Source organism: Nostoc sp. (assembly GCF_035638895.1).
Taxonomy (GTDB): Bacteria; Cyanobacteriota; Cyanobacteriia; order Cyanobacteriales; family Nostocaceae; genus Nostoc.
Window position 1 is genome coordinate 1 of the sequence record NZ_DASQZC010000001.1, and the last position, 13,898, is coordinate 13,898.

At 44.1% G+C, this 13,898-nt stretch carries 6 protein-coding genes and 1 pseudogene; 5 read left to right on the forward strand and 2 right to left on the reverse strand.

Features of this window, described 5'->3' with window-relative positions; translation table 11 throughout:
- Positions 1 to 363: pseudogene (locus VE944_RS00005) on the reverse strand (threonine synthase); the annotation flags it as partial.
- A gap of 775 nt (positions 364 to 1,138) precedes the next feature.
- On the opposite strand from VE944_RS00005, the gene VE944_RS00010 reads away from it, so the two are divergent.
- The 5 genes from VE944_RS00010 (at position 1,139) to VE944_RS00030 (ending at position 13,236) form a co-directional block, all read left to right on the forward strand.
- Positions 1,139 to 3,805 (forward strand): beta strand repeat-containing protein, encoded by a 2,667-nt coding sequence (locus VE944_RS00010; RefSeq protein WP_324970663.1) that lies wholly within the window; start codon positions 1,139 to 1,141, stop codon positions 3,803 to 3,805.
- Positions 3,806 to 3,939: 134 nt separating this feature from the next.
- Positions 3,940 to 4,512, forward strand: coding sequence for a hypothetical protein (locus VE944_RS00015; protein WP_324970665.1), 573 nt, complete (start codon positions 3,940 to 3,942; stop codon positions 4,510 to 4,512).
- 262 nt (positions 4,513 to 4,774) lie between these two features.
- A complete protein-coding gene (locus VE944_RS00020; protein ID WP_324970667.1) occupies positions 4,775 to 6,298 on the forward strand; it encodes a hypothetical protein in 1,524 nt (507 codons plus the stop codon).
- Positions 6,295 to 10,017 carry a porin family protein gene (locus VE944_RS00025; RefSeq protein WP_324970669.1) on the forward strand — a complete coding sequence of 1,241 codons (3,723 nt, stop codon included), beginning with the start codon at positions 6,295 to 6,297 and terminating at the stop codon, positions 10,015 to 10,017. The genes VE944_RS00020 and VE944_RS00025 overlap by 4 nt, the downstream gene beginning before the upstream one ends.
- Before the next feature lie 156 nt (positions 10,018 to 10,173).
- On the forward strand, positions 10,174 to 13,236 hold the full coding sequence (locus tag VE944_RS00030; RefSeq protein WP_324970671.1) for a beta strand repeat-containing protein: 3,063 nt from the start codon (positions 10,174 to 10,176) through the stop codon (positions 13,234 to 13,236).
- An 82-nt stretch (positions 13,237 to 13,318) separates the two neighbouring features.
- Here VE944_RS00030 and VE944_RS00035 read toward each other — a convergent pair.
- A partial coding sequence (locus VE944_RS00035) for a TRAM domain-containing protein (RefSeq protein ID WP_324970673.1) occupies positions 13,319 to 13,898 on the reverse strand: 580 nt, incomplete at its 5' end.

Here is a 13,898-nt window from a genome sequence, read left to right on the forward strand (position 1 = left end):
GGGCATATTAACGGCATCATTTTTTATATAAAGCTTATTTAGACCCAGGCGACGGGCAAGGCGGTGAGAACGAACCAAGGGAGTCATACCCGTTCCCACATCTATAACATTGTCAGTTGCAACAGGCAAAAAGGGACGATAGCGCCAAATTGAATTGGGCCCGGCTTGAATTGTTTCACGAGTGACAGTCAGACGAAGGGCGCTATAGTCATACTTGACTTCTAAAGGACCAAAACATAACTCACAAACATTACTGGCTTTGAGTTCATATTCCGCACCACATTCCTTACACTTCAAGGCTTGAAAGTAGGCAGTGCTGGTTTGGGTTTGGGTTTGGGTTTGGGTTTTGATTGCCTGAGTCATAAACTAGCTTTCCCTGTTTTCTCTGTCTGCTGTCGCCTGATACTAACACGAGCAAAAATACCAGTCAAACATACCCGACTAAAAATGTCGGATATGTTTAGTGTCGAAAGAAATGATTTATGTAAACTTTTGAGCATAGCAATCCCTGTATTCAGTATTTATTCTTAAAATTTATGTAATAAATACAGCTTTACTTATTTAAGTAATAACACATAAAATACAAATGATAATTTTACATTCATTTATATGGGACTAGTATTTGATTTCTGAAAACATACTTAGGTTGAAAAGCCCCTCTTGTCAGGGTTTTATCTGAAATCTTGCTCAAAAATCAGATATGAGTCTTATAGTTATACTTATTGTTTCAATCTAGTTTTTCGCAAGTATCAATAAGATAACTGTGGATACGCACAATGGCCGAGTTAATTATTACATATTTTTTGTGTATTACATAGTTATATTCGTCAACGAGACAGTATATCTTAATACAAAATTTGTCCTCGCTGAAGAAATTAGTTATTTATACTGAAGTTTATTTTTACAGTTAAATTTATATTTTTACTTATTAGAGCAATCGGCAGCAAAAAAAAGTAAATTAACCGTATTTATGACATTCAGCTTTAAGAATTAAAGCTGAATGTCAATAGGATAGCCGATTTATTTTTGCCTCTTGCTTCAAGATACTTTTTGAGATGAGTAATTAATTTAACTCATTAAGTAGGCATTTCCTAAATCTTAACGTTCGGGTTTGACATAATCGGTAATTTTTAAGAAATTGCCGAACCTTACCCTGCCTGTAAACCAGAATAAAAGTCCAGCAAACAAACAAACTGCTTCCATGTTAAAGCTAAATAAATCTGCCAACAACCAGCGTAAACGCTACCGATCTTTAATAGCAGCAGGATTATTATGTAATAGCCTTTTCCAATTTGTTGCACCCGTATTAGCTGAAGGCACAAAAGCGGGCGAAGTAATTAGCAACACAGCTACAGCAACCTACGAAGACGGCAATGGCCAAATAATCAACGCCACTTCTAACACAGTTACCGTTACAGTGGCAGAAGTAGCTGGTATCACAATCACAGCTAATGGTTTTGATGATCCGAACCAGGGCACAGTGGTATCTGGTGATCAGCTTTTTTATAACTTCATCGTGAAGAACATTGGTAACGACCCCACGAAGTTCCACATTCCTGCCACTGCGGCTGTCACCAGTCTTGGCACATTTGTTAGACTGGAATACAGATTAGATAATAATCCTAATACTGCATGGACACCAATCGATGCCACCGGTAACGGTATCGATACAGCTTCAATAGCGGCTGACGGTTCTATTTTTGTGCGTGCTGTGGTTACCGTTAATGCTGGCGCTAGTGCTGGTCAAACAATTAAAGTTACTTTAGGTGACACCGGCACTAGCACTAATACTCAGAACCAGCCGCGAACCACTAATACAGGTGATGTTTATACGGTAGATAACACTGGTACAACAAATGGTGACATTGCTGGCGACCCTGCTAACGGTGTGCGTGAGGCTAGTGCTTTTGTAGACGCGACTGTCAATGCGTCAAGCTACACTTTTGCTAAAGTACTCAAAACGCTTCCGGCTAATGGCGTCAATGATGCTGGTACTGCAAAAATCAATGATGACACACTGAGTTATAACTTGAGCCTAGAAGTACAATTAACTGATCCAACAGGTAAAGGCATTAACCCAGCTGCATTAACGGGTACGCTCATAAAAGGCTTTACAGAACCTCGCATTTTAGTTTCTGATGCTATTCCCCTGAATACTCAATTGGCAGCTGTACCAGCTGCACCGACTGGTTGGCAAGCAGTTTACACTACAGATCCCATCAGTACCAATGCCAATGCTGCTACTTGGCAACTACTCACTACATCAACGAACCTGACGACAGTAACCCGTGTCGGTTTCGTCAACAACCCGGCTGCTAGTGTCACTTCTGTTATTCCTAATTCGCCAGCAATCAATTTCTCGATTCAGGTTAGAGTTAGATCAACTTTCACTGGAGCATCATTAACGGTCAATAACATTGCCCAATTGTTTGGTCAAAGCAATGGTGTAGCAAATACAGATACCAATAACGATGGTATTCCAGATACGTTTATATATGACGAATCTGGTGACCAAGATCCCAGTAACTATAACGGTATAACGCCTCCTGGGGCAGATACAAATAACGATGGCATTCCTGACGCCGCTCCTACCCCAGTTGAAGACGGCTATATTGATAGCTCAACGGACTTAACTAGTACCGGGACTGACTCTGGCAATAATAACGGAGGAACTGGTCCAGGTGGTGAAGCGAACAGTACCATAGTGACACAAGTTACTGCCATAGTCCAAAATGGACCCGAAACTTTCCCAAATGCCACTGGTCCGGGTGGTGACCTGAACACTGACTTCACCAACAAATCTTCACTAGTCGATGCGAATGCAAAACCAGGAGCAACCATCAATCCTACGGCCGTCACTTTCACCAACACCGTAAGAAATGCCAGTACCCAGGCAAACGACATTTCCCTACTTCCTATCCCACCATCTCCTGCCACCAATCTGCCAACAGATACGACGGTGACCATTACGTATGTCCAGAATGGGACACCATTGTCAAAACAGTATACCTGGAACGGTAGTGAATTCCTGTTTAATAATAGTCCGATTAATGAAACGACTGATTACATCACCGTTAACGATGTGCAACCAGGCGGCAATATCACTTATAGCGTAGTAGTGGATCTACCGCTTGGCACTCGACTCTCCACTGATGATGACATCCTCAGAGGCTATCCAGTGCTTATCACTGCTTTTGTTGATGATACAACCATTGGTTTAGGCACAGAAACTGCCAGGAATACCACCATTAATCGGGTTTACACAGGCTTCCTAAAGCTAGTTAAAGAGTCTAGAGTCCTGAAAGGAACTGGTCCAGATGTTGGAGCCGGTCAGGATAACTTTGATTCAACACCAGCTTTTGATCCTGATGGTAGTGGACCTTTGCTGTCTGTCGATCCCAATCCAAACGTTGCTGATGTACAAAGAACACCCGCTCCAGGAAATATTATCGAGTACCAGATTAGGTACAGGAACATTTCTGAAATCCAACCCTCAGGCGGAGCTAATAACGTGATTTTGACAGCCAACAACGTCATTATTACTGAAGATGGTGCTCTCTCTATTACTCCTGGGGATGGTCTGAACAACTGGGCGCTGGATAGAAATAGCGATGGTATAATTGATACCAGCAACGTTGCGAATACAGCTACAGATTCTTCTGGTAACGCAACCATTGAATTCTTCAACGTAAACGCGACAACAGACACGTCTAATACTGATGTCACCAGGTATGTGGACAAAGCAGGCAACGTTGCACCAAGTCCGACAGACCAAACATTTAAGTTCCAACGCAGGGTGAACTAACGTCAGCTGTTTTTCTCATTAAGGGGATCTAAGAGAATCTTTCCTATGTACACTGCGTTCTGATCCCCCCAACCCCCCTTCAAAGGGGGGCTAATCACCAATCAAAATTCTGGAAGTTTAAAGAGGTTATTCAGATGAAGAGTGTTTCTATTGCAAGTATAGGAGCGATCGCTTTGATTGCAACTACACCATTTATCAGCCAAATTCCTGGAGTAGCGAATATCTGGCACTCAGAAAGTGCTAACGCCCAAAATACCCAAGCTAAAGGGCAAGTACAGTTGCGTTTGGATGCACAAAAGCAAGTTGTGCAAAAAGATGGGCAGGGTAAGGAAAAGGTAACTTGGCAACCATTACAAGGTAAAGCTGTGGTGCAGCGAGGAGATGTGTTGCGTTACACAGTTAGTGGTGAAAACAGAGGCGATCGCCCAGTCAAGAATCTTACTATTAATCAACCCATTCCTCAAGGAATGGTGTATAAGCTGAAATCTGCAAATGTGAATGTTAACAAAGGAGCAAAGATTATCTACAGCATTGATGGCGGACGCAGCTTTGTGGAAAATCCCACTGTTAAAGTCACTCTCCCTAACGGCAAAGTAGAATCTCGTCCTGCTCCAGCTAAAGCCTACACTCACATTCGCTTGGGTTTTGGCGAATCTATCCCTGCGAAGACTACAGTCAAGGGGACTTATGAGGTACAGGTGCCGTGAGAAAAATAAGTTACGAGTAGGGATTAGGGATTTGGGAACTTGTGGCTTCCTCTGAGGATAAGAGGTAATAGGGATTGGGGATTGAAAGAATTTATGACTATATCTCTTTTCTAGTAACCAGCCCCCAATACCTAGCCCTTTGCTATGAGCATTGCCCACTACGAGTCCAAATATTTTAACGGTTGCCGATTTGACAGATACACCCTGTGAAATTTGTTACTGCCAGAACCCGAACGGTGAAGTCAAATAGGAGAAAAGTTCAGTGCGCCGTCAAAAGTCGCGACACCAGATTCATATCTGCAAAAGCTGGTTCCAGCAGTTAACGGCAACCGTTTTGGTCGCAAGTGTTTTGCACAGTTCCTTACCTGGGATAGCGCAACCAGCTGATAACCGGGTTGTGCCTTCAGCTATCACAAACCAAGCTACTTATACTTATACAGACTCTACTAATAATACATTTCAAGGAACGACTAGTCAGATTCAAGCCAACTCTGGTTCCTTAATTGACCCTTTTGGGCGAATTTTAGGTTGCGGTAGCGAAGTTTTACCTGACTATACAGGTTTTTCTGTCGGTTTGTACGAACCTAACCCCAACGATCCAACGGGGACAGAACTAGGAAATTTGCTTCCCCTGACCCGGACAGAGTTGCCTGATATTCCTAACAATAAAATTCCCAGTGGGAAAGCGCCAAATACCGAGAATAGCAACCCTTACTTTATTAGTAATAATCCTGCGGGTGTATACAATTTTCTATTTGATCCAGAAAAGGGTCAAACCAATGTGGGTAGAACTTATATTTTTGTAATTAATCCACCGCCAGATTCAATTTATAGACAGCGACGCATCAAGATTGAAATCGTTGGAAACACTGGCGGCAATATTGTCCAGTATGTTGCTACTTCCTTAGATGGTCAGCCAATCAATCGCACAGGTGACACCAGAGTAGAGGACACAGCTGTCTTAGTGGACAATGCTGAACTTCAAGGACTGGACTTATTAGCGTTTGATTTGACCACAAATCTGTGTCAACCCAATCAAGTGCAGATTGTCAAAACAGGCGATCGCGCTACTGCTGAACCTGGAGATACGGTCATTTACCGCGTTTCGGTCAGAAATTTAATTGATGTGAATTTGAATAATGTAGTTGTCAGCGACAATTTACCCTTAGGATTCAACTTCTTGCCCAATTCTGTCCGGGGAGAAATTGACGGTCAGCCAGTCACTATCACCTCAGAACGCAATGGAACCACGGTGACATTCAGGACAGACGCTACTATCCAACCGGAAAGAGTGTTAAATATTGCCTACGCTACCCAACTAACCCCTGACTCTGTACGGGGTACGGGTCGTAACAGTGCGATCGTTAACTTGCAACGGGTTGACAACGGTTTTAGCGCCAAAGATGGCCCTACAACCCACCAGTTGAAAATTCGACCAGGAATTGTCTCTGATTGCGGCACTATCATCGGTCGAGTGTTTGTAGATAAGAACTTTGACGGAGAACAACAGCCTGGTGAGCCGGGAGTGCCTAATGCCGTGATTTTTATGGAGGATGGTAACCGCATCACCACAGACCCGAAAGGTCTGTTTTCTTTAGCCAATGTGTTACCTGGAAATCACACAGGTGTCTTAGACTTCAGCAGCCTACCTGGTTATACCCTAGCTCCCAACAAAAAATTCCGCGAACGCAATAGCCAATCTCGCCTCGTGCGTTTACAACCTGGTGGGATGGTACGCATGAACTTCGCAGTCACCCGTACCTTCCAGGAGGAAGTAAAGAAATGAAACCCAGACTGCACCCTTCAACTAGTTTCAAGTTTCGGCTGGGGGTTATGGCATTTTCTGTCAGCTTGGTTGCATATCCAACCATAGCAAAAGCCGAATTTTTTGAGCAATCAGAGACTCCGGTAAAAACAGTTAAACAGGATATCACACAGACAACTGAACAAGAAGAAAAGATTAGCGCTAACTCGTCTCTTCCCAATACTTTCGCAGCCTCTCTGGTAACAAATAGTTCTGCTGATACTTCTACCTCAACTCGGCTCAGGAATGCTTTGAATAACAAGCAAACCGCAACTAAAATTTTGCAACTTCCAGCACTAGATGATACCAAGTTAGATGTAGATTTACGGAAAATAGCAGGAACTGAGGACAAGGTTACAAAGCCGCAAAAAGAGATTTCCTCTCGATCTTCCAAGTTCTCAACTGCCCAAACCTCCCCAATAGCGGTAAAAATCCTTACACCCAGGGCTAACACAGTTGTAGATGGGCCAACTACAACAGTAATATTGCAATTCTCTCCCGGTAGTCAAATAGAATTGCGGGTGAATGGTGCATTAGTAGAGACCTCGTTAATTGGACGCACAGAAACAGATACCAATACCAAATTGGTAACACAGACATGGGTTGGTGTTTCTTTAAAAGAAGGAGAAAACACCATCTCTGCACAGGTATTAGGTGCGACAGAACCGCCTGTGACAATACAGGTGGTGGCGCGAGGAACGCCGAAGCAACTCACGCTGGAAACGGTTGAGGCTCGCATCCCAGCTGATGCACGTTCCACGGCAACAATTCGAGGTGAACTCATCGATGAAAATCGTAATCGTGCTAACCAAGATGCTGTTGTTACCTTAATATCCACAGCTGGCGAGTTTGTTGGGGAAGACTTCAAACCCGATCAACCAGGATTCCAAGTAGAGGCAAAGGCAGGGCAATTCACAGCAAATCTGCGGTCAGACTTGAAGGCGCAAACTGTGCGAATTCAAGCAACTACTAGCAGTTTAGAAGCTTTTACCCAACTGCAATTTGAAACGGCACTACGTCCTAGTTTAGTCACTGGGGTAATAGATTTGCGTTTGGGCGCTAGAGGTACAAATTATTACGGAAGTTTCCGTGATTTCTTGCGTCCCGATGAAGATAACAAAACACAATTAGATTTCAATTCAGCAATATTTGCGACTGGAGCAATTGGCGAGTGGTTGTTTACAGGTGCATACAACAGTTCTCGCAGTCTTAATGAAGACTGCAACTGTGATAATCGCCTTTTTAGAACATATCAATTTAATGAACAAAACTATCCTGTCTACGGCGATAGCTCTAGAGTTGATGTCATTACTCCTTCAACTGATAGCGTATTCCTACGTTTAGAACGCTCGACTGGCATCTTGGGAACTGCACCTGATTATGCGATGTGGGGTGACTACAATACTGAAGAGTTTGCTCGCTCGTCACAGCAATTTACTGCTATCACCCGTCAACTCCACGGCTTTAAAGCTAACTACAACTTAGGAAATCTACAAATTACAGGTTTTTATGGCAATCAGCTAGAAGGGTTTCAACGGGATACCATTGCTCCTGATGGCACCAGTGGCTATTACTTCCTCTCCCGTCGAATACTCCTTCCAGGTAGTGAAAATGTCTTTATTGAGTTAGAAGAACTTAATCGTCCTGGTACTGTATTGGAGCGCAGACAGCTTAACAGAGGGCCAGACTACGAAATCGATTACGATCGCGGCACCTTATTATTTCGCGAACCGATTCTTCGCACTGATATCGATCAAACCGGACAAGTATTGGTACGCCGGATTGTTATAACTTACCAATACGACAGCCAAGACTCTGATAGCAGTATTTTTGCTGGTCGTTTGCAATATAACCTCTCCCGCAACGCCACCAACCAAAGTTGGATAGGAGCAAGTTTCGTACAAGAAAATCAGGGGGTGCGTGACTTTCAACTTTACGGTACAGATGCGCTAATTGCTTTGGGTGACAAGGGTAAGTTGACAGGAGAATATGCTCATTCATCCAATGATTCTGAGCTTATAGGGAAGATCAGTGGTAGTGCTTACCGCTTGGAAGCTGAGGGACAGATTGCTAATGGTATTCAAGGGCGTGCTTATTATCGTCATGCTGATACAGGCTTTGCTAATAATGCCACTATCAGCTTTGTACCAGGGCAAACCCGCTATGGCGCACAAGTTACAGGCAGACTGACATCAACCACAAATGTGCGAGCGCAATATGACCACGAAGACAATTTTGGTATTGCACCGCAACCACTAGATACATTTGAAGAACTATTTGCACCGCGTTCTGAAGCGATACCCGGTAGTAAAGTGGATAATTCCCTGACGACCCTTTCTGCTGGGATTCAACAACACTTCGGTAACGCCACAGTCGATGTGGATTGGATTCATCGTCAAAGAGAAGACCGCATCCCCGACAGCGCCCTAAGTGGTACTTCCGATCAGTTGCGATCGCGCTTCACATACCCTCTAGCCAAAAACTTGACTTTCTTGGCGCAAAATGAACTTACTTTATCTTCTGAGGCTGATACTGTTTACCCAGACCGTACCATATTAGGGTTGAATTGGGCTGTATTGCCTGGTGTCAATCTCACTCTTGCTCAACAGTTTTACTCTGGCGGTCAGTTTAGTGATAACTCCATCACCAGCTTGAGTGTTAACGGCGAACACAAACTTGGCTCAGATACCACCTTGACTGGTCGTTACTCGATTTTAGGTGGTGCCAATGAAATGACTACCCAAGGCGCTATTGGACTAAATAATCGCTGGCTTATTGCTCGTGGTTTGCGGCTGAACCTGGCTTACGAACACGTCTTTGGTGGCTTCTTTGGGCGGACTGCGGCGGGACAGCAATATGCTCAACCCTTTGCCGTTGGTCAAACTGCCTCCTCTATCGGATTTGATGGTGGTGATAGCTATAGCGTGGGGTTAGAATACAGTGATAATCCACAGTTTCAAGCCAGCGCCCGCTACGAGCATCGCACCTCTTCTAGTGGTTCTAACACCGTCATCTCAGCTGGTGCTAGTGGTAAAATTTCTCCGGCTCTCACAGCTTTGGTGCGCTATCAACAGGCAAATTCATCCAATCAAAGGCTTGCAGGACTAGGAGATACAGTTAACTTGAAGGTGGGTTTAGCTTACCGCGACCCCAATAGCGATTCATTTAATGCTTTATTGCGTTATGAATATCGCCAAAATCCATCTGTAATACCTGATACACTCCTTTTTGGCAGTGGTACAGGTTCTGATGACCATACCTTTGCCTTAGAAACTATCTACGCTCCTAACTGGCAATGGGAATTCTACGGCAAGTATGCCTTGCGTAACAGCACGTCTTACTTAGCTAACGATTTAGTCGGCACCAGTATGGTCAATCTAGCGCAATTCCGAGCGATCTATCGCTTGGGATACAGCATGGATTTGGTGGGTGAGGCTCGCTGGATTGGTCAATCTAACTACACAGAAACAGGCTTCGTGATTGAAACAGGCTATTACCTAACTCCTAACCTGCGGCTGGCTGCTGGATACGTTTTTGGTAATGTCGATGACCGAGATTTCTCAGGTACGCGATCGGCAGGAGGGGCATATTTAGGGGTAACGCTGAAGCTCAACGAATTGTTTGAGGGCTTTGGACAGCAAAAACCTGTACCAGGTAAAGAACGACCAATGAGCGATACCCAGGTGAAAAAGGAAAGCTAAAAATATGAATTTATTTATACATGGAAATTTCTGTAATTATCTTACAAAATCAAATTCGGCAGATTACAGCCTCCTGCATAGCACCTCTAAACCTGCAATAAATGCATTAATTACAGCGCTTTTTCTTGGCGTAAATATTATTAAGAAGTTCCAGCCATGAAAATACGTCAGTCTCATTTACACAAATTTTTAGCTTCCACCACCTTGACTTTGGCAGCAGCAATCCTGTGGCCATATTCATCAGCACTTGCTGCTGCACAACTTACAATTACTCCCATTACCTGGAACATCATTGGCTTAGATAGCAATAACGTCAGCGTCGGGCCAAATGTTTTTATGACAGGTGCTCGTGTATGTAACACTGGCAGTACTGCCGCCACCAATGTCAAAGCTACCTTTGTGCGAGAGGGAAATACCAACAGCTTCATAAATTTACAAGGTGCCAGCACACTCTCTATTTCTTCTCTGGCGGCTGGTTCTACTACTGCTGCTAATACTCGCCCTCCCACCTTTTATGGAGCAGTCCCCAGTAACTGTACTGACTTTTACTACAACATTGTTATTATCCGTAGTTCAGCAGCTTATAACACTAAACAGCTATATCGCATTGAAGCGACTGCTGATAATCTTGGTATTGTCAGCACCCCTACAAATCGTGAGTTGTATGTAGAAAAACTGATTTCTCAAAATCGCAATTCAGTAGCAACCATCACAGGGCCATCTACTGTTGTTGTTGGCCAGACTTATCAATATATAGTTACAGGAAGCACAGCTACTGGGGGATATGAACAGTTGGTGTTCTCCCCAAACTTTCCCAACACAATTTTTCAGGTAGTTGGCGTTACAGCAACCTACACAGCACCATCTAGTGTAACTAACAATTCAATATATGCGGATGCTTGTGGTTGGACTAATGATATTACCAGCTCCACTTACCATAACAACTTAGAATGTACTGATACATCAATTCCAGATGGTTACTCTGGTGGTAAAGCAGGTAACAATGTCAGCACAACTTACACTGTCAAGATTCTCTCATCTGGTACTGCCACATTCGTCAATTTGATCTACGACTTTTCGGGTAGTAGCTATCACTATAATACTGACTATAACGACGCTACCAAAGGTACTACTATCACAGCTATCGACCCACCAGATTTAACAATTACGAAAAGCCATACAGGTGACTTTACTCAAGGAGGAAATGGAACTTACAACCTGACAGCAAAAAACTCCGGTAGCAGCCCCACACTCCAACCAGTAACTGTAGTGGATGACTTACCTACAGGACTCACGCCCACCACAGCTAGTGGTACTGGCTGGACTTGCACAGTATCAGGACAAAAAGTTACCTGCACCCGTTCAGATACTTTAGCTAGTGGAGCCAGCTACCCAGCAATTAGTCTCAATGTTGCTGTAGCTTCTAATGCCTCATCCAGCCTGACTAACGTTGCTAATGTCTCAGGTGGTGGCGAGACGAATATAACTAACAACAATGCTAGTGATCCTACAATAATAAATGGTGTTCCTGACTTAACAATTACCAAGACTCATACAGGCAACTTTACTCAAGGCGTAAGCGGAACATACACTATCACTGCAAAAAACTCTGGTGGTGCTGCCACCAATGGACTTGTAACCGTAAGTGACACTCTGCCCACAGGTTTGACTCCCACAACGGCAACAGGCACAGGCTGGACTTGTACAATTTCCAGTCAGACTGTTACTTGTACCCGCTCCGATACTCTGGCAGCAGGTTCAAGTTATCCTGATATCAGCCTAAGTGTCACCCCAGCTTCTAATGCTGCATCCAGCCTGACTAACATTGCTAATGTCTCAGGTGGTGGCCAGACAAATACCACCAACGACAGTGCCAGTGACCCTACAATAATAAATGGTGTTCCTGACTTAACAATTACCAAGATTCATATAGGCAACTTTACTCAAGGCGTAAGCGGAACATACACTATCACTGCAAAAAACTCTGGTGGTGCTGCCACCAATGGACTTGTAACCGTAAGTGACACTCTGCCTACAGGTTTGACTCCCACAACAGCAACTGGTACAGGCTGGACTTGCACAGTATCAGGACAAACTGTCACTTGTACCCGCTCCGATGTGCTTGGAACAGGTGCTAGCTACCCAGCAATTAGCCTCAGTGTCACCCCAGCTTCTAATGCTGCATCTAGCCTGACCAACGTTGCTAGTGTCTCAGGTGGTGACCAGACAAATATCACCAACGACAGTGCCAGTGACCCCACGACAATTAACGGTATACCTGACTTAACAATTACCAAGATTCATATAGGCAACTTTACTCAAGGCGTAAGCGGAACATACACTATCACTGCAAAAAACTCTGGTGGTGCTGCTACTAATGGACTTGTAACTGTAACTGACACTCTGCCTACAGGTTTAACTCCCACAACAGCAACTGGTACAGGCTGGACTTGTACAGTATCAGGACAAACTGTTACTTGTACACGCTCCGATGTTCTTGGGACAGGTGCTAGCTACCCAGCAATTAGCCTCAGTATTACCGCAGCTTCTAATGCTGCATTCAGCTTGACTAACGTTGCTAATGTCTCAGGTGGTGGCCAGACAAATACTACCAACGACAGTGCCAGTGACCCTACAATAATAAATGGTTTTGCCAAGTTAATTTTAGTCAAACGCATTACTGCTATTAACGGCAACACCTCAAATGGTTCTGTGAGTTTGACTCAAGTGGTGGATGACCCCAACACTACCGATGACAACAACAGCAAGTGGCCCGCTAATTACCTTAAAGGTGCGATTGATGGCGGTAAAGTCAAACCAGGCGATGAATTAGAATACACTATCTACTTCCTCTCTAGTGGCAGTATTCCTGCTAAAAATGTCACTGTCTGTGACTTGATGCCTATTAGTACCACCTTTGTTCCCACTGCCTTTACATCTAATTCTGGCATTACTCTAGCAATTGGCTCTACAACACCAGTCTTTTTGACAAATGCTAGTGATACCGATGGCGGTCAGTTTATCGTAGTTGGCACAGAAACTCCTGGCTCTTGTAATAAAGCTGCTTTCTCTAACCCCACACCACCCCCTCTTCCAGCTGCTCAAAACCTTGAAGGAGCCGTAGTAGTGGATGTAGTTACGGGTTCGACTACCTTCCCTGCTAACACAACTGGTAGTCCTGCATACGGTTTCATTCGGTTGCGCGCTAAGGTAAAGTAATAAGATTGTAGAGACGTAATACTGCTACGTCTCTACAAGGGTTCTGGATGGTGCGTATTTAATTTCTGGTGATGTCTAATTCTTAAACAGATAAGGCTTGTCTCACTTCAATTGGTTCACCCGTCAAGCTAAAAGGGCGAACTTCAGTAATTTTTACCTTCACTAATTGCCCTTTCAATTCCTTGATGTCGCCACTGAAGAATGTCAGACGATTACCGTCAGTACGTCCCATGACCTGGGTTTGATCTTTGAGATTTTGGTCTTCTACTAAAACTTCTTCAATGCGTCCAAAGTAACGTTGCGATCGCTCGGCTACTTTCAAGTTTCCTAAATGATTCAGGCGTTGGAGGCGATCGCTTTTAACTTCTTCACTTAGCTGATTATCCCACAAAGCGGCTGGTGTCCCTGGACGCGGCGAATATGCTGCTGTATTCAACATATCAAAGCCAATATCTTCCACCAGTTTCAGGGTATTTTCAAACTGTGCTTCTGTCTCCCCAGGAAAACCGACAATCGCATCGGCACTAATGGAAGCATCTGGCATATACCGCCGAATGGTATCGATAATCCGGCGATATTTTTCATGGGTATAACCCCGCGCCATCGCCTTTAAAAGTTCATTATCTCCAGATTGAAAGGGAATGTGGAAGTGTTTGCAGACT

What these genes read in the sequence shown, in the direction of transcription:
- VE944_RS00015 (WP_324970665.1), top strand. Translation starts at nt 3,940, where the DNA reads ATGAAGAGTGTTTCTATTGCAAGTATAGGAGCGATCGCTTTGATTGCA.
- VE944_RS00025 (WP_324970669.1), top strand. Translation starts at nt 6,295, where the DNA reads ATGAAACCCAGACTGCACCCTTCAACTAGTTTCAAGTTTCGGCTGGGG.
- VE944_RS00030 (WP_324970671.1), top strand. Translation starts at nt 10,174, where the DNA reads ATGAAAATACGTCAGTCTCATTTACACAAATTTTTAGCTTCCACCACC.